An 18851-nucleotide genomic window follows, 5' to 3' on the forward strand; every position below is an offset into this window, starting at 1 on the left:
AAGTTATCTAACTTAGAATTTATTTGGTTGGTTTCAACGTTGTTGAAACCCGCACTCTGGCTATGTTCATTTCGTTAGAAATGATTACCTTACATTGTTCAGTTTTCAAAGATCTGCTACATCGCTTTACTGTTACCAGTTTGCGACAGCTTAATTATTATATCGCAACTAATTTTCACTGTCAAGTATTTTTGTAAAATATTTTCAGAAAAACTTAGTAAACAATATCTCACTTATTTTTCAAAAAAGAGCTTTAAGATTTCATTTATCTCGCCCCTTTGATGTCCCGTGATTGAGGACATGAATTATAATACTCTTTTTCGAATACTTCGTCAACCCTTTTTCTTAAAATATTTTCAGGAAATCTAATATAACACATTATTACTCTCACAGAAGACAAACTATACTTTCAACGCATTCTCTATCCCCTCAACAAATTGTATCAATTCAGATTTTTCACTACTTTCTGTAGTATATGCCAAGCACATAGTCTTTGTTTCAGGTAATATAAAGTATTTAAATTGCAAATTATGAATAATACGCTGATTATCATCGAGCAAAGCAAACCCTTCGCCTTGTTCCAATGCCATTACTGCTGACTCTAAATTATCTACCACACGAATTTCAGGCTCTGGCAGGTGATATGTCTTAAATAAATCCATAATCATTTTCCTAGCCACTTCAGTCACCTCATCTTGAAACATATAGCAAGGTTGATCTTTAAAGTCCTTTAATGTTACATTGTCACGATTTGCCAATGAATTTCGCTTAGAGTAGACTACTGTGCGACTTATATCCCCTAGTGGAACTTGCTGAATCCCTTCATAGTCTGGCAACATTTCTGGTAAAGCTACAACACAATCTAAACGCTTACTAACTAATCCCTCACGGAGCCCTTTTACATCTTCACTAGTACCAATTAATTTGATATGAGGATGTTCCTTCTGAAACGTCGACACATATGAGGTTAATGATTTAGGCCAGTTCCAACCTAAGAACATACCATAGCGAATCACCTGCTCATCATGATTGCCAAATTTAGCCTGCACCGCTTTCATAGCCTGTAAATATTGAGTAAATACTTCAGCATAAGCTTTGCCTGCCTCTGTGACTAATACCATACGAGGTTGGCGATCCAACAAAGCTATATTCAATATATTTTCTAGCGCCCTTATTTTCCGACTTACAGCAGGTTGTGCTACATGCAATGCTTGTGCTGCTTTAGTAACAGTGCCATGACGAACTACTGCTAAAAAATATTCCATATGATCTGTATCAATACGCATTACCCTCTCCCCCTTTCACCAGTATCCCTACATTCCTTTCACGCCTAATTAAAGAACGTAATACAATTTAATTCATTGTACTACGTTCTTCCTTTAGCCTAAAAATAACATCACACGTTCATTACTAGTGCTCATGCACACCTACTGTGGATAAGTCAGGTGTTTTCTGTGGATATATCTTAGTTTTTATGTGTATAACTTACTATTTTTGTGGATATCTTTTACAATGCTAGCTCACTTAACGCATTTAACTCTTTACTAAGCCAAATCGTTTGCCATTCATCATGTGTATCTTCATACTCAATATAACCTTGTCGTTGCCAAAAAGAACATCCCTTGTTTAAAAATCTATGCGTATTTAAACATAAATGAGTATATCCAAATAGTTGCGCCGATACTTCAATAGCTTCATATATTTTACGCCCTACCCCTTGGCCATGAAGATTTTCAGCCACATAGATTCGCGATACATATCCCCAAGTGTCTAAACTCGTACAATGTGGCGGACGATGTTCTTGTTCTGCTAACGGGGTCAAACAGCCTGTCCCGATAACATCACCCGCTTCATTATAAGCCACATAGGCTTGACTGCGCTTAGCTGGATTGTATTGCTCCGCTAAATTTAAAAATTGTTGATTCCGTTCCGAATCAAAAGGTCTACCATAATGCACATGCATTTGCTCTACTAAGAATTGATAAATCGGCTCCCACTTGGTGTCCGGTGTAATCAGTTCTACAGTTATCATACCTTTGTCTTTTATCCTCCTAAAAACACCTTATACAACAAATACTACTATATATGTATATATAGTAGTATTTATTTCATTCTATTAAAGTATAGCTTACTTTTATATTAAATTACAACTCTTTTTCTATCATTACCTACTTCAAATACAGCATTTATCAACTTTCGTGTATAAGGGTGCTCCGCCTCAGTCAATCGGGCTGCTGACACTTCATCCACTACTTCACCATAATACATCACCACTACCCGATGACATATACTACGTATAAAGGCAATATCATGGGCCACAAATACATAGGTTAAATTTTTCTCTCTTTGTAATTTTACTAATAATTTAGCAATCGCATCCTGCACCGATACATCAAGAGCAGACGTAGCCTCATCAAATACAATGATCTCTGGTTCTAACACCAACGCTCGCGCAATGGCCACCCGTTGACGCTGACCCCCACTCATCTCATGGGGATACCGTTTGGCAAAATCCCCTTCTAAACCGACCATCTCTAAATACCGAGTTGCAATAGCCGTCGTTTCACCACGTGCCAACAGCCCAAAATTATAAAGAGGTTCGCAAATAATATCCTCTACTGTCATGCGAGGATCAAATGCTTGCGAGGAATCTTGAAACACCATTTGAATTTTACGACGTTGCTCCCGATCAGTCTTACCATTACCGACTTCCATGCGGACACCGTCCAAATAAATATCACCACTCGTAGGTGTCAACATGCGCAAAATCATTTTTAAGAGAGTACTCTTACCACATCCCGATTCCCCCACAATACCTAAGGACTCACCACGCCACAAAGACCAGGATACATGTTTACAAGCTTCTAGCATCCCCCCATTAGGTAATGAAAAGGTTTTGCAAAGGTTCTTAACTTCTAAAACAGGCGTACCTATGGCTTTGTCAGTCATGCTAGCCCTTTGATTATTTATCGGTTCTTTATTCAACTGCATCGACATAGCGTTTTCCTCCTAATGTAGGCACAGCATCTAATAACTTAGCCGTGTAATCAGAATGATGGGTAAATAAAACCTCATCCCGTGTACCATAATCAACAACCTGGCCTTGTTGCATAACCATAATTTTATCTGCCATATGTGCCGCTACGCCAATATTATGGGTCACCATGATAATCCCTGTTTTATTTTGTTTGCAAAGGCGTAGCAATTCTTCTACAATTTGAGCCTGTGTCGTTACGTCTAAAGCTGACGTCGGTTCATCCGCTAGTAATAAACGGGGCGTAAACGCCATAGCCATAGCAATGCCTAACCGTTGTCGTTGACCACCGCTCAACTCAAATGGATAGCGATGTAACATATCTTTACTAGCTGGCAAGGACACCATAGCTAATAATTCCAGTGCTTTATTTTCTGCCGCCGATTTAGTCATGCCACTATGACGACGAATATGGGCAATAAACTGTTTACCAATAGTTTGTATCGGATCCATAGCACTACCACTGTCTTGAAAAATCATAGAAATATCCGTTCCACGATATTGGCGCCATTTAGTTTCTGACCAAGTGCTTATGTCATCACCATCATAATACAGATGCCCCTGTACCACCTGACCACTAACAGATAAACAGTCTATTAATGCCCGAATAATCGTCGTTTTACCACTACCTGATTCACCTACAATGACAAGCACTTCACCTTCTGCCAAAGAAAAGTTGACGTCTGTCACAGAAGGCGCCGCTTCACCATAAGCTATACTTAGATTTTTTACCTCAACCAATGCTGCCTTCTGCGTCATATATGACACGCACACCCTTTCTTTATACGCTCGTCAAAAATCTAATCCCTAATAATATATATACTAAAAATATAGCTACTATATATGTTAGTTAACCACACATTTTATTTAGCAATGTCATTCGTAATCCAATAATAATCAGATGGGAACATAACAACTCCTTTTAAGGATTTCTTAGCAATAATATTAGTCATTGGATAACCAAAGTATAAAGCAGCCCCATCATTTAATAATAATTGTTGTACTTCAATAATTAATTGTTTCCGTTTAGCTGGATCAAACTCTGTAGATAATGCATCTAATTTTGCATCTACTTCTGGATTGCTATAGCCAGAGCCATTTTGGGGATTATCGCCATTTACATTAGTTTTCCAATACCATTTTAAGAACGTTTCAGGGTCCCCTGTATTTGCGGTTACAATATTAGAAATTAATAAATCATAATCCCCATCAATCCCCATTTTATCGATTAATGTATAATCAACTGTTTTAATTTTTACATCCACACCAACTTTACGAAGATCCGCCTGCACAGCTTCTGCATAAATTGGCAATTCAGCACGACTATTATAAACTACAAAGTTAACGGATAATGGCTTGCCATCTTTATCTAAAATACCATCCCCATCCGTATCTTTCCACCCTGCTTCAGCCAATAATTGCTTAGACCGTTCCGGATTATACGCATTAGGGTCGGTTAATTGATCAAAACCATAGTCCATAGAAGGTGGAATTGGCGCCTTACCAGGGATAAACGTGCCTTTTAGTAATACCTCCGCATAATTTTTGCGGTCAGTAGCGCTAATAAAGGCTGCTCTTACTTTTGAATCACCTAATAAGCCTTTTTGATTAATTCGAGCTAAGACAACGCGCAAGGAAGCAATTTCATCAACTTGGAATTTATCATTTCCTTTAAACAAACCAATTTCGCCAGGCCCAATATTAACCGCCATATCGACTTCCCCAGACTGCAACGCCATAGCTCGTGTATTTGGATCTTCAATAGACGGTATTTCAACAGTTTTAAATGGCACTGTACCATTCCAATAGTTTTCATTAGCCTCTAATACGGATTTATCTTTGCTATATGACACTACTTTATAAGGGCCTGTAGCAATAGGACCTTCTTTAGAGAAATTACGCCCGTCTTGTTCAGATTGTACATCAACAACCAAGAATAGAGGATCCGCTAAAAGACCTGGCATATTCGGCATTGGCTTCTTCGTTTTAATTACTAATTCCTGTCCATTTGCTTCAATGGAGTCATATTCAAAAAATGTAGCGGCTCGCTTACTTTTAGCAAAAGCACGCTCAATAGAGGCTTTCACTTCTGCAGCGGTTAACTTCTTACCATTAGAAAATTTCGCTTTATCATCAATAATAAATGTCCATGTTACTTTATCATCACTTAAAGACCATTTAGAGGCTAACCATGGAGTTGGTTTCATTTCTTTGTCAAATTTGGTCAATGTTTCCCCAATACCATAACGCATAACCACCCAAGCATAGAAATTATCCGTTGGCTCTAATGTATCAGCAAAGTTAGTTACGCCCACTTTTAAGACCTCTTTATTATCAGCCGATTCACTACCGCAACCAGCCAATAAAGAAGCACAGAGCATTACACCTACACTGCCTAACAAAGCCTTACGCCAAAACTTTTTCATACTCAACATCCCTTCTAAAAATAAATACCCTAAACCTAATACCTAATAGTTACATCTGATGCTACTCATATATTTAAAATCACTCGTTTAGTCATTCTTACAAATAAACTATTTTTGTCGAGGATCTAAAATATCACGTAAACTATCACTCCACACATTAAAAATCGCTACCACTATTAAAATGGCCGCCCCAGGAAACATCATCAACCAAGGTGCTAATTGTAAATATTGACGCCCTTCATTAAGCATAAGCCCCCATTCTGGTGTGGGCGGTTGTGCCCCAAACCCCAAAAAGGATAAACCCGCCACTTCGAGCATCATAATTCCTAAATCCATACTAGCGGTGACTACTACCAAAGGCATACAATTTGGTAAAATATGGCGCCGTAAAATAACGGCTGAAGTACCGCCACTCATAATAGCAGCGGCTATGTAATCTTCTTGCCGCACTTTAATAACTAAACTGCGCACCAAACGAGCATATTTTGCCCATCCTACAATCGTAAGTGCCAATATAGTATTGCCTACACTGCCACCCATAATACCAGCAATCGCAATAGCCAATACAATACCAGGGAAGGAAATCATAATGTCACAAATGCGCATAAGCACCATCTCTACGACACCACCAAAATAGCCCGCCACAGAGCCTACAATAGTGCCAATAGAAGCAACTAAACACACAATAGTAAAGGCCATAAATAATGACAAACCTGTACCATAAATAATACGTGACAACACATCACGACCTAATTTATCAGTACCAAACCAATGCGTATCACTTGGTGCTTGTAAAGCATTACTCAAATCAGAAACAAACGCATCATGTGGTGTTAACCAAGGTGAAAAAACAGCCACTAAAATAACCAATATGACTAAAGAAGAATAAAAAGAAAAGGCCTTATTATTACTAATAAACGCTTTCACTATTTACACCCCCGTTTCAACCGTGGGTCCAATATAGTATAAGAATAATCAATAATCCCATTGATTAACATATAGGCTACCGATGCCCAAAGTACAAAACCTTCAATTAAAGGATAATCTCGAAAAGTAATAGCTTGTACCGCCATTTTGCCAAGTCCAGGCCAAGAAAATACCATTTCTACAACTGCTACACCGCCTAGCAGCCACCCCATAGACATACCAAAGATAGTCAAAAGCGGTAAAAAAGCATTCGGTAGAATATGACGAAACATAATTTCCATATGCCCCATGCCACGTGCGCGCGCCCCTACTACATAATCTTTATTAATTTCCTCTAAAATAACTAAACGCACTTGTCGCATAAATTTAGACATCAAGGCAAACGCCAAAGTAAAAGCAGGTAAAATTGCATTCTTTAAAGATACTGTTGCGGTTGCAATAGGAGCAATCCCTAATTTATAACCGAAAATATAAAGTAACATAAGGCCTAACCAAAAGGCAGGCAAAGATATACCAACAAAAGCAATCCCTCGGATTAAAAAGTCAGGCCATTTATTTTGGTTAATTGCTGCTATAATCCCTAAAGGCACTGCCATAATCAAAATCATAACAATGGTTACACTAGCTAACATAAGTGTGCCTGGCAAGGCTTCCAACATCTTATCTACAACTGGTTTTTTAGCCGAATAAGACATACCCAAATCACCTTGAACTGCATGCATTACCCAATTGCCATACTGCACGAGAAAAGGTTTATCTAATCCCAATTCTTGCCTAGTTTGATCGATTAACTCTTGTGAAACAATAGTATCTGCTGTTTCTAATAACATAAGTACTGGATCACCAGGTGCTAAAAAACTCAAACTAAATGTTAAAAAGGTAACCCCTATTAATGTAACTAACACTTGCCCCAAATGTTGCAGTGTCCTCTTTACCATACCTATTCCTCCCTACATATAGCTATTATTCTCCCAATAAAAAAACTCGCTCTTTGAAAGAGCGAGTATGAACTCAACAACAAATTAATCCTATAACACGATTCCAAGGGTGTAATAGCTAATTTGTTATAAGCAGGCTTTCTGGCTCATGACTCATTATCAATTTCTAGCCTTCCCAGTTTCCCAGTGACTCTTTAGCGAAATTGACTCCTCATTTACAGCTGTGTGGCAGCATAGGATTTACACCTATTTTCCTCTTATTATCGCTCGGCATACCCGACACTTACAACATGAATTTCATTATAGAATTGTAATAGTATATTATTTGAATATTATAAAATAAAACCTATATTGATATTATGGTATCTTATCTTTTTGTATTCTGTCAATTATTAGTCATGAATTATTGCTATTTTTTCTCAAAAAAGAACAAAATATTATTATTTGTTCATAAATACTGGAAATTCATCGAAATTCAACTATCTATTATACCTAGCAGGGTATAGTATTTATACTATTAGGGGTATATGTACCGAGAAAATGTATCAATACCAATATATAATTCACCTCATATATAACTTTTATATAAAACCTACTATTTATATATGTTTATTTTCGTTATATTTATTTTATTAAAGTATTAATCACCAACAACTTTGTCATATTTTATATTTACATTATTTATAAAAGGAGTATAATAAATGATAAACGAGCGTAAAATTTCATCATTCATTAATATAATAGTAAAAATCAATGTATTTAATTTTATAAGTAGATACTTAATAGGTAGATACTTAATAAACACACACTTAATAGACACATACTTAATAGGTACATACTTAATAAACCTATCCTTATAAAATTAATCATGTCCATATACTCTAACTATTTCCAATAATACATAAATTCATCTATGAAATAGTATATTTCCGAAGTTAAGGAGACGATAACCTCATGTATAACAAAGAAAAAGAAGGCATTCTATTACATTTAGGTAGCTATACAAAGCCTCTTCATGCTGATATAGTAGTACGCGAAGAAGACGATTTTATACTTTACGGCAATAAAACACCAGAACAAATTCGACGTGCCTACTTTATGTCAAAATCATATCGGAAAAAACATTATAGTTGATTAAATTTCTGATTAATTGGATAATGAAATAGGAAAGTATGTGGCAAAGATTGATAAAATAAAAGAACCCAGCAACCATCATGGTTACTGGGTTTTCATTTGTTATGCGATTATTCTGCAGTGAATGGCAACAATGCAATAGCGCGAGCGCGTTTAATTGCAAGAGTCAATTTGCGCTGATGTTTAGCGCAAGTGCCAGAAATACGACGAGGAAGAATTTTGCCGCGTTCAGTCGTAAAACGACGAAGTTTAGCAATATCTTTATAGTCGATTTGATCTACATGATCAACGCAGAAGTTACATACTTTTCTTCTTGGCTTTCTGCCTCTATCTCTTCTCATTGTGAATCCTCCTTTTCGAATTAGTAGGAGTCCTAAACACTAGAACGGAATGTTTTCTTCGTTACCGCCACCAAAGCTGTCGAAGTTAGATGAACCACCGCCAAAGCTATCAGCGTTTTGTGCATCTAAAGACTGGCCAACAAAGTTAGCCACTACTTCAGTAACATAGCGTTTTTGCCCATCCTGAGTTTCATAAGAACGGGTATTTAAACGACCTTCAACGAAACAACGGCTCCCTTTGCGAAGGTTACCAGCTGCTTCCCCTAATTTGCCCCATGCAACACAATTAATGAAGGCAGTTTGTTCCTTCTGTTCATTGGTTGTGGAATCAAAATATGTGTTTGTCGCAGCCACTGTAAATGTTGCTACGGCTCTACCTGTTTTAGTAAAGCGCACTTCAGGGTCACGAGCTAAATTACCTAAGATCTGTACTGAGTTCATAATAAACCTCCCAGAGCTTACTTGCCGTGTTTAACAATTAGGTGTTTAAGGACATCATCGTTGATTTTCAATACACGATCGATTTCTTTGATTTCAGCAGGATCTGCTTCAAAGTTAATCAATACGTAGAAACCGTCAGTGAATTTTTTCACTGCGTAAGCAAGACGACGCTTGCCCCAACGATCTACCTTTTCTACTGTGCCGCCTACACGAGCAATCAAAGCTTCTACTTTTTCAATAACTGCGTTGGTTGTCTCTTCTTCGGCTGGTTTCACAATCACCATGACTTCGTATTTGTTCATACAAAATCACCTCCTCTTTTGGACTTATGCCCCTATCTTCCATAGGGGTAGGAAGCGCTTACCATCAATAAGCCTTACTATTATAACCTAAGCAAGAATAAAACACAATACCTTTATATGATATAAATTATACTTTTATCATATTTCATCCATAAATTTAGCCTATATACCTAGCAAAAATAAATTTTCTATAGAAAATTAGATTTTTCTCTGTACAGGTTGCCCATCAAACGGTATACTAAAACAAGATAATTAAATAAGAGTTATTATCACATACATTATTTAGGAGGTCTTACCTATGAATTTAATTAAAGTAGGCATCGTAGGCTATGGCAATCTTGGCCGTGGCGTAGAAGCTGCTGTTAACTTACAACCAGATATGGAATTAGTTGGTATATTCTCTCGTCGTAGCGGTTTACAAACTGTAAGTGGTGTACCAAGCTATGCTATGAGCGAACTAGAAAACTTCAAAGGCAAAATTGACGTTATGGTACTCTGTGGTGGCTCTGCGACTGATTTAATCGAGCAAACACCAATGGTGGCTAAACATTTCACAGTTATTGATAGCTTCGATACACATGCACGCATTCCTGAGCACTTTGAAAATGTTAATAAAGCAGCAAAAGAAGCAGGTCATGCCGCTCTTATCTCCTGTGGTTGGGATCCAGGTATGTTCTCCTTACAGCGCGTATTTGCTGAAAGCATTTTACCTCAAGGCAAATCTTATACTTTCTGGGGTCGTGGTGTTAGCCAAGGTCACTCCGATGCGATTCGTCGCCTAGAAGGTGTTGTTGATGCCCGTCAATATACAGTACCTCGTGAAGAGTATTTAGACCAGATTCGCAATGGTGAAACGCCTGAAGTAACTGCTCAATCTGGCCATCTTCGTGAATGCTATGTAGTAGCTGCCGATGATGCTGATAAAGCTAAAATTGAGCATGACATTAAAACCATGGAAAACTACTTTGTTGGTTATGAAACAATTGTACATTTTATCTCTCAAGAAGAGCTCGATAAAAACCATAAAGGAATTCCTCATGGCGGTTTTGTCCTTCGCAGCGGCGAAAGCACAGAAGGTACTCGTCATGTAGTTGAATATTCCTTAAAACTTGATAGCAATCCAGAATTCACGGGCTCTGTTTTAACAGCCTATGCTCGTGGTATTTATCGCTTAGCTAAACATGGTGGTACTGGTGCTTATACAGTTTTTGATATTCCACCAGCTTGGATTTCTACGCACAGTGCTGAAGAATTACGTGCACACTCCTTATAATCTAAAATGTAACTTATAACACACTCCATATAAAGGGCTGTAACGAAATGCGAATGTTATTCTCCATTTTGTTTCAGCCCCTTTTTCATACAGTTAGCAAATTTCAATTCCTATGCGCAAATATCATGCAGTAAAACTATTTCTATGCTATAATATATTGTTGATATGCATATAGAGTCATGTGCATATACGATAAAATCATATTCATATAACATACACAGTTATAAAATAAACAACAATTTGTATATATCGAGTCATTTAAAAAGGTGGTATTATGAGCACAAATCTTGAAGTAGGTATCGTAGGTCTTCCTAATGTAGGAAAAAGTACATTATTCAATGCTATTACTAAAGCAGGCGCTGAAGCCGCTAACTATCCATTCTGTACCATTGAACCAAATGTGGGTGTCGTTGATGTACCAGACGACCGCATTTATAAATTAGCAGACATGTTTAAATCTAAAAAAGTAATTCCTGCGGCTATGCGTTTCGTAGATATTGCCGGTCTTGTAGCAGGGGCTTCTAAAGGGGAAGGCTTAGGCAACAAATTCCTTAGCCATATTCGCCAAGTCGACGCTATTGCTCAAGTAGTTCGTTGTTTTGATGACCCTAATATTACCCATGTATCTGGCTCCATCGATCCAATCCGTGATATTGAAATCATTAACACAGAACTTTGCTTAGCTGACTTAGATTCTGTCGAAAAACGTAAACAGCGTATTGAAAAAATTGCTAAAAGTGGTGATAAAGACGCTCGTATCGAACTGCCAATTCTTGAAAAAGTCATTGAAGGCTTAGGCGATGCTATTCCTGTACGAGCTCAAGGTCTTGAAGAAGAAGAGTTAGAAATTCTTAAAGAATTGACCTTACTGACAGCCAAAAAATCCCTCTATGTAGCTAATATTTCAGAAGATGAAATTTCAGATTATTCCGGTAACGAACATGTGAAACGAGTACAGGAATATGCAGCTAAAGAAGGTTCTGGCGTTGTTGTTGTATCTGCACGCATTGAGTCAGAAATTGCAGAATTATCTGATGAAGAATCCATGGCGTTCTTAGAAGAGTTGGGCGTATCTGAAAGCGGTTTAGATAAATTGATTAAAGCCAGTTATGCATTACTTGGTCTCATCAACTTCTTCACAGCCGGTGAAATGGAAGCACGCGCTTGGACCATTGTGGATGGAACGAAAGCTCCTCAAGCAGCGGGTAAAATTCACTCTGATATTGAAAAAGGGTTCATTCGTGCTGAAATCGTAGCCTTCGATGATCTCGTAGCTTGCGGTAGCCAAAATGCAGCCAAAGAAAAAGGCCTAGTGCGCCTTGAAGGTAAAGAATACGTGATGAAAGATGGGGACGTAACCTACTTCCGCTTCAATGTGTAATCCATACTTTTAAAGTTACATAAACATAAAACGTAAACATTCCATACAAATAAATAGCTAAAAGCCCTTACGGCACATATACTAACAATGTATAAGTATATTGCACCTAAGGGCTTTTTTAAGTTGTGTAACCTAGTTTACAGACAATAGTATGACATCTTGTTTATACTAAAATAAGCCATGACCTACCTGTATATTTCTTAATAAAATTTTTTCTAGTAAATAGCATTAGTGTTATAAGTCTAAATCCACAGTTTCAGCTGAACAATACGCCATCAACTTAACTTTGTCAAGCACATTAATCCGCATACGCTGCACTTGAATAATGCCTTCTTCTTTAAGTCGGCCTAAGTAACGATTAATATGTACACGACTCATACCTAAGATTTGACCCAATCGTTCCTGACTAATAATTAATTCTGTTTTATCACGACAAAGTAATAAGTAAATAATATTACATAATTTACTAAAACCATCATTAAATTCTTGATGTCCTGTATCATAAAGTAATAGATTAGCGAAGCGCGTATACCAGCGAATAACAGCTAAACTAACGTCCGGATGAACCATTAATAACTGCTGAAAATCTGTTCGTTTTACTGCCATAGTATGCGTATCCGCTAGTATTTGTGCTTCTAACGCATGTTCAAGACGTACAGGACCTTCATAAAAAACAGGAAATAAAGTATCTCTACCATGAAAAGATATAATCTTTTCACGGCCTGTAGAATGCGTGATAGCAAACTGTAAAACACCAGACTGAATATAATGTAAATATTCTAAAGAATCTCCAGGTTGCCAGAGGTAATCACCTTCTTTAAAATCAAATATTTTAACAGGTAACTCCTCAAGTAATGGACGAATCGACAAAAAATCTTCTGAGAAAAAATACATTGGATATGTCATAGCTATCCCCTTTTTTATACGACTATAAAAAGAAAGTTCTAATTTAATGTGTAAAGGAGTTTTATTATGAAAGTTATCGCTATTAATGGTAGCCCTCGACCTAACAAAAATACAGTGCAATTGCTTAATAAAGCCTTAGCTGGTGCTCAAGCAGCTGGCGCTGAAACAGAATTAATCTCACTCTATCCCTTACAGTATCGTGGCTGTTTCAGCTGTTTTTATTGTAAACGCAAAGATAAAGAGCATGGTACCTGTATTATTAAAGACGATTTAACACCTATTATTGAACAATTAAAAGAAGCCGATGCTATCATTTGGGGCTCGCCTATCTACTTTTCAAATATAACGGCAGCCTTACAAGCACTCTTTGAACGCTTCCTCTTTTCAAATTATATTTATAGCGCTGATGTACCATCTGTTCTTGGCAAAACAATTCCTTCTGCTTTTATTTATACCATGAACATGACCGAAGAGCAAAGCTATCAATACCATTTACGAGATAGCTTATTACCTATTGAAGCTGGTGTACATCGTATTTTAGGGGTAGAACCTATTAAACATTATGTCTATAATACCGTACAATTCGATGATTACAGTAAATTTGAATCATCAATTTTCTCTGAAAGCGATAAAAAAGCATATCAAGCCGCACACTTTGAACACGATTTAACTAGAGCCTATCAAATCGGACAGCAGCTAGTTATTAGTGCTAACGAGTTATAGTAATCAAAAAGGATGTCACAACTATCAACAGATAGTCATGACATCCTTTTATTATGAATTACCTTTTAATCAGCAGGTAGGCACTTAAACCAATTAACACTAGCTATCACTTAGCCTAACTTACTTAGCGTTTACTTTTACCGACTGGTACATAAATCGTACCTGCTGCCATAGAACCAACTGTTCCTTGTTGGAAGATAATATATAACTCATGGTCTTCGGTAGCATAGAAATCAGTCGGTACTTTATCAATTGGCAAGTTATCAGGGAAAAATTGTTCTTTTAACTCTTCATCCTCATTGATAGCTTTATTTAATACATCTTTAGAAACGCCACCAAAATCACCTAAAGATAGTAATTTACCACTGGTACTATTGAAGGTAAATGCTTTTACTGTATTCAAACCATTGGCTGCATGATCGCCAATCGTATAAGATTTAATTAGCACACTGAAGATACCTTTATCATTAGCTTCTACATCATAGCTAATATAAAGATTTTCTTTCATGTCTGCTTTTAAATTAGCTTTTTCTAAATTCTTTTGTAACGTTTGTACATATTTAGTAATTCGATCATTGATAGCCTTCGTCACGACTGGGCTAACAGATGTAACCGTAGGATACGTAATATGTAAACGATCACCAGTCACAGCTACTGGAGAAACAGATACCGCCAAACGTTGGTAATACGCATTCGCTTCTGGCACTTCTACTAAATCTGCTTCGCGCGCTAATTTATCCGATTCTTCCCATACCGTTTTATTGGTAGCTGGGGAAATATCCTGAGAAATACGTTTCGTCATAATGCCCGTAGTATTATTATGAGCTTCTGTTGGTGTTGCTACGGCTACTACATCACCACTTTCATCTACTACAGCAGCTGCAGGTTCTGCATTAACCTTTACTACTGCCACATCGGCAGCTTGTGCCACACCAAAACCACCAAAAGCAACTGTCCCCACTAGGGCAGCTAATATATATGATTTCAATACATGTTTCATTACAAAACCCTCCTTAAACAATGTACTTCTTACATTTCACGCCCATATATTCATGCTATATATGCGTTAAACATATAACAAGTATAACAGATTGTAGTGAAAAATTCATGATGAATTATATGTATACAATATAGTTAGCGACAAATCATTGTATTTTGTCCGCATATCTTATACAATTGTCTAGTAAGGATATTATTTATTTATTATTTTATGCAAGTAAGGAGGATTAGTATGAAGCATGATTTTATGAGTCATGACTTACATCTGCCGGAATTAACGTTTCGCGGTATGCTCTTAGGTGTACTTATAACTATTATCTTTACCGCGTCAAACGTTTATTTAGGGCTTAAAGTTGGTTTAACCTTCTCAAGTTCAATTCCTGCAGCCGTTATCTCTATGGCTATCCTACGTTTTTTCAAAGACTCTAACGTCCTTGAAAACAACATGGTGCAAACCCAAGCATCAGCTGCTGGTACCTTATCAGCTGTTATTTTCGTATTGCCAGGTCTATTGATGCTAGGCTATTGGCAAGGCTTCCCTTATGGAGAAACATTGTTGCTCTGTGCTTGTGGGGGCTCTTTAGGTGTGTTATTTACCATTCCACTTCGTCGAGCTATGGTTGTAAACAGTGATTTACCGTATCCTGAAGGTCGCGCTGCTGCCGAGATTTTAAAAGTAGGTAGCCAAGCACATACTGATGAATCAGGCACTAGCAAATCCGCTAGTGGCATGAAAGAAATCGTAAGTGGCGGTATTTTTGCTGGTATTATTAGTCTTTGTACTAACGGTTTCCATTACCTCGCTGGTGAAATGAGTTTCTGGTTTGGCGTAGGCCGTGGGGTAACTCAATTCCCACTCGGGTTCTCTACCGCTCTTTTAGGAGCTGGTTTCCTCATTGGTATTGCCAGCGGTATCGCTATTCTTGTAGGTATGATTATCGCCTGGGGTGGTTTCGTACCATACTTAACAAATGTACTACCTATGGGCGATGCTAAATCAGTAGAATCCTTTGCTATGGCCGTTTGGAAAGAAAAAGTTCGTTTCATCGGCGCTGGTTGTATCGGTATTGCTGCTATTTGGACTTTAATTACCCTAACAAAACCAATCGTTGAAGGCATGCGTATCTCTATTAAAAACATGAAAATGTCCAGCGAAGAACGCGATACACATCGTATGGATACAGATATGAAACCATCTACCATTGGCCTTGTATTCTTAGTTATCTTAGTTGGTCTCGTAATTTGTTTCTATTCCTTTGTAAGCGCAGTTGATATTAATCCTGCACTTATGTGGACACTTGTAGTTTGTGGCATCGTAATCGCCCTCTGCATCGGTTTCTTCGTTGCCGCTGCTTGTGGTTACATGGCAGGCCTAATTGGTACTTCTGCCAGCCCAATCTCTGGTATCGGTATTTTAGGGATTATCATATCCTCCCTCGTAGTATTTGCCATTGCCTCTGCCAATGACTTATTTGCTACAGAAGCCGGTGTAAAATTTGCTACCGCTATGGCACTATTTATGACTAGCGTAGTAGTATGTATCGCTGCTATTTCTAATGATAACCTACAAGACCTTAAAACTGGTCAACTTGTAGGTGCTACGCCTTGGAAACAGCAGGTTGCTTTATTAATTGGTTCTGTAGCTGGTGCTGTAGCTATCGCACCTGTACTTAACTTATTATATGAAGCTTATGGTTTTACAGGCGCTTTACCTCGTCCTGAAATGGACCCATCAGCTGCTTTATCAGCACCACAAGCTACCTTAATGACAACCATTGCACAAGGTATCTTCAGTTCCAATCTTGATTGGGACTATATCCTTATTGGTGTTGGTATTGGTATCATCGGGATTATCATTAACTTAATTCTAAAAAGCACAACTGCTACTTTATCCTTGCCACCATTAGCGATTGGCATGGGTATTTACTTACCACCAAGCCTTGAAATGCCACTTGTTATTGGTTCTTTCATGAGCTATTTCGTAGGTAAATATTTAGTAAAACGTGCAAAAGAACGCAGCGGTGAATTAGCCGATGCAGATGTTGAACAATGTAATCGCCGTGGCGTATTATTTGCCTCTGGCATGATTGTTGGCGAAAGTTTAATTGGTGTATTAATTGCGGTAATCATCGTTATTTCCGTAACCTCTGGTGGTGGCGAAGATCCACTTGGCATGGTAGGCAAAGACTTTGCTAGCACTGCTGAATGGCTTGGCTTAGCGGTATTCCTCATTACAATTGCTTACTTTGTAAATCTTGTATTATCTACAAAGTTCAATCGTGAAGAAGCCCTTGAAATCCAACGCATCAATGAAGAAGAACATAAATAATATCTTACAAAACACAAAAGCGACTCCTATATAGGAGTCGCTTTTTTTATACATTCTATTATTTAAATTTACCAATTAAAATCAACCAAACACAACACTTGATAAAAATTTAATAAAATTTTACAACTACTAGCTTTTCTATTTACAATTATATGTTTAAATGGAAAACAAAGAGTGCACTAATTTTTATTTTTATCGTTATAACACCTCACAAGAGGTAGGAGGCAAATCATGAAATACAAGGCTCTATTAACAGGTCTTCTTTGCATGACATCAGCATTAATGTTTGCTGGTTGTGGTGGTTCCACATCAAATACATCAACAACCAACGACAAAGTAGTAGAAATAGAGTATTGGCATGTAGCATCAGATAGTTTTGGTGGACAAACTGTTCGAGAATTAGTAGATGACTTTAATAAAACCCATCCTAATATTAAAGTAACTGAAAAATTCAATCCTGATATGTACAAAGGATTAACACAAAATTTACAAGCCTCTCTAGCATCTGGTCAAACACCAGATGTTGTGCAAATGGGGTGGAATTTTCTAAATTATGCTCATGAAAATTTTGAAAATGAAGATATTAACAAAATATTTGCTAAAGCAGGCGATTCTAATTTTATTAACGATACCTTTGAACCTAATATAGCCCGTTTAGCACAAACGGCCGAAGGAACGCAAGTTGGTGTCCCTTACTCATTATCAGTGCCTGTATTATACTATAATCCAGACATATTTAAAGCGGCTGGCTTAGATCCAAATACACCACCAAAAACCTGGGAAGAAGTCCAACAATATGCACAGCAAATAAAAAATGCAACAGGAACACCTGCTTTCTTTATGCAAGAATATGCTGATACTTGGACAAATCAAGCTTTAGTAGAATCTAATGGTGGAACCATGCTTATACAAAAAGATGGCAAATGGCAAGCTGGTTTTGATACACCAGAAGCAGCCCAAGGCTATCAAGTCATTGCTGATATGATAAAAGCAGGCACTGGCTTACATGCAACCAATGAAGAAGGATTCCAAAGCTTTACATCAGGGAAGTTAGCAATGGTGGCTACCACTATTGGTAAACGAGCTAACTTTGAAAAATCATCCCAATTTAAAGTAATGACTACAACCTTTCCAGCTTTTGGATCTAAACCTGTAAAAGTACCAGCTGGCGGTAACTTCTTAATGATTCTTTCTAAAGATGAAGCTAAGCAAAAAGCAGCGGTAGAATTTATTAAATATTTAGAAAGTTCAGAAAATCTAACAAAATGGGATACTGGAACGGGTTATTTACCACCACGCAAAAACATGGATAAAGAAGGGCCTTACAAAAAGCTTATCGATGAAAACGACAACATTAAAAAAGCGATGGCTATGCTCCCTAATGTAACGCCATGGGTTAGTTTCCCTGGGCAAAATGGACTTCAGGCAGAACAAGTTTTAATCGACGCCCGCGATGTAATTCTCAATGGTAGTCAATCTGCTACAGAAGCATTACATCAAGCAGCCTTAAAAATTAATGAGTTAATTAAATAAATACCATAAATATTAATTAGTTAACTAATCTTTTATATGGCTATGTCACAACAAACAGTTGATAAATAGCCATTTTTGTAGGGGAGTATCAGAACTCCCCTACAAACTGTTATTTGCAGTTATCTATACTCATTTGGAATTTCGATATGAAATGTCTCACACAA

The 18851-nt window shown here is 37.4% G+C and carries 18 protein-coding genes and 1 riboswitch; of the genes, 6 read left to right on the plus strand and 12 right to left on the minus strand.

Translation table 11 applies throughout. The features are described 5' to 3' along the window. Positions 1 to 401: 401 nt before the first annotated feature. The 7 genes from NFR44_RS09310 to nikB form a co-directional block, all read right to left on the minus strand. A complete protein-coding gene (locus tag NFR44_RS09310) occupies positions 402 to 1286 on the minus strand; it encodes a LysR family transcriptional regulator (RefSeq protein ID WP_251444259.1) in 885 nt (294 codons plus the stop codon). A gap of 221 nt (positions 1287 to 1507) precedes the next feature. Beyond that, positions 1508 to 2032, minus strand: a complete 525-nt coding sequence (locus NFR44_RS09315) for a GNAT family N-acetyltransferase (protein WP_251444261.1) — start codon at positions 2030 to 2032, stop codon at positions 1508 to 1510. Between the two features lie 107 nt (positions 2033 to 2139). Beyond that, positions 2140 to 2949 carry an ABC transporter ATP-binding protein gene (locus NFR44_RS09320; protein ID WP_251444310.1) on the minus strand — a complete coding sequence of 270 codons (810 nt, stop codon included), beginning with the start codon at positions 2947 to 2949 and terminating at the stop codon, positions 2140 to 2142. 28 nt (positions 2950 to 2977) lie between these two features. Beyond that, entirely contained in the window at positions 2978 to 3793 is an 816-nt protein-coding gene (locus NFR44_RS09325; RefSeq protein WP_251444263.1) for an ABC transporter ATP-binding protein, read from the minus strand. Between the two features lie 104 nt (positions 3794 to 3897). Continuing rightward, a complete protein-coding gene (locus tag NFR44_RS09330) occupies positions 3898 to 5460 on the minus strand; it encodes an ABC transporter substrate-binding protein (RefSeq protein WP_251444265.1) in 1563 nt (520 codons plus the stop codon). Positions 5461 to 5568: 108 nt separating this feature from the next. Further along, a complete protein-coding gene (gene nikC / locus NFR44_RS09335; protein ID WP_251444267.1) occupies positions 5569 to 6387 on the minus strand; it encodes a nickel transporter permease in 819 nt (272 codons plus the stop codon). Then, positions 6387 to 7325, minus strand: a complete 939-nt coding sequence (nikB, locus tag NFR44_RS09340; protein WP_251444270.1) for a nickel ABC transporter permease — start codon at positions 7323 to 7325, stop codon at positions 6387 to 6389. The genes nikC and nikB overlap by 1 nt, the downstream gene beginning before the upstream one ends. Positions 7326 to 7439: 114 nt before the next feature. Next, positions 7440 to 7627: riboswitch (cobalamin riboswitch) on the minus strand. Between the two features lie 652 nt (positions 7628 to 8279). On the opposite strand from nikB, the gene NFR44_RS09345 reads away from it, so the two are divergent. Beyond that, positions 8280 to 8459, plus strand: coding sequence for a hypothetical protein (locus NFR44_RS09345; protein ID WP_251444273.1), 180 nt, complete (start codon positions 8280 to 8282; stop codon positions 8457 to 8459). Between the two features lie 110 nt (positions 8460 to 8569). Here NFR44_RS09345 and rpsR read toward each other — a convergent pair whose 3' ends face one another. The 3 genes from rpsR to rpsF are packed head-to-tail and all read right to left on the minus strand — an operon-like array spanning position 8570 to position 9543. Next, on the minus strand, positions 8570 to 8800 hold the full coding sequence (gene rpsR / locus NFR44_RS09350; protein WP_115310530.1) for a 30S ribosomal protein S18: 231 nt from the start codon (positions 8798 to 8800) through the stop codon (positions 8570 to 8572). Positions 8801 to 8839: 39 nt separating this feature from the next. Then, positions 8840 to 9241, minus strand: a complete 402-nt coding sequence (locus NFR44_RS09355) for a single-stranded DNA-binding protein (RefSeq protein ID WP_115310531.1) — start codon at positions 9239 to 9241, stop codon at positions 8840 to 8842. A gap of 17 nt (positions 9242 to 9258) precedes the next feature. Further along, positions 9259 to 9543, minus strand: a complete 285-nt coding sequence (gene rpsF / locus NFR44_RS09360; RefSeq protein ID WP_251444276.1) for a 30S ribosomal protein S6 — start codon at positions 9541 to 9543, stop codon at positions 9259 to 9261. 298 nt (positions 9544 to 9841) lie between these two features. On the opposite strand from rpsF, the gene NFR44_RS09365 reads away from it, so the two are divergent. Both NFR44_RS09365 and ychF read left to right on the plus strand, forming a co-directional pair. After that, the gene (locus NFR44_RS09365; protein WP_251444281.1) at positions 9842 to 10816 is read left to right on the plus strand and encodes a diaminopimelate dehydrogenase; all 975 of its coding nucleotides are present in this window, start codon (positions 9842 to 9844) and stop codon (positions 10814 to 10816) included. 274 nt (positions 10817 to 11090) lie between these two features. Next, positions 11091 to 12197 (plus strand): redox-regulated ATPase YchF, encoded by a 1107-nt coding sequence (gene ychF, locus NFR44_RS09370; protein WP_251444297.1) that lies wholly within the window; start codon positions 11091 to 11093, stop codon positions 12195 to 12197. Positions 12198 to 12431: 234 nt separating this feature from the next. Here ychF and NFR44_RS09375 read toward each other — a convergent pair whose 3' ends face one another. Continuing rightward, positions 12432 to 13103, minus strand: coding sequence for a Crp/Fnr family transcriptional regulator (locus NFR44_RS09375; protein ID WP_251444299.1), 672 nt, complete (start codon positions 13101 to 13103; stop codon positions 12432 to 12434). Between the two features lie 66 nt (positions 13104 to 13169). Between NFR44_RS09375 and NFR44_RS09380 the strand changes: the two genes are divergently transcribed. Further along, entirely contained in the window at positions 13170 to 13826 is a 657-nt protein-coding gene (locus NFR44_RS09380; protein WP_251444301.1) for a flavodoxin family protein, read from the plus strand. Between the two features lie 124 nt (positions 13827 to 13950). On the opposite strand, the gene NFR44_RS09385 is transcribed toward NFR44_RS09380, so the two are convergent. Beyond that, the gene (locus NFR44_RS09385) at positions 13951 to 14826 is read right to left on the minus strand and encodes a DUF3298 and DUF4163 domain-containing protein (RefSeq protein ID WP_251444303.1); all 876 of its coding nucleotides are present in this window, start codon (positions 14824 to 14826) and stop codon (positions 13951 to 13953) included. Positions 14827 to 15057: 231 nt separating this feature from the next. Here NFR44_RS09385 and NFR44_RS09390 point away from each other — a divergent pair, with 231 nt between their 5' ends. Then, positions 15058 to 17154, plus strand: a complete 2097-nt coding sequence (locus NFR44_RS09390) for an OPT family oligopeptide transporter (protein WP_251444305.1) — start codon at positions 15058 to 15060, stop codon at positions 17152 to 17154. 231 nt (positions 17155 to 17385) lie between these two features. Continuing rightward, on the plus strand, positions 17386 to 18687 hold the full coding sequence (locus NFR44_RS09395; RefSeq protein ID WP_251444307.1) for an ABC transporter substrate-binding protein: 1302 nt from the start codon (positions 17386 to 17388) through the stop codon (positions 18685 to 18687). Positions 18688 to 18851 lie beyond the last annotated feature (164 nt).

The organism is Veillonella intestinalis (assembly GCF_943193155.1).
GTDB classification, from domain to species: Bacteria; Bacillota; Negativicutes; order Veillonellales; family Veillonellaceae; genus Veillonella_A; species Veillonella_A intestinalis.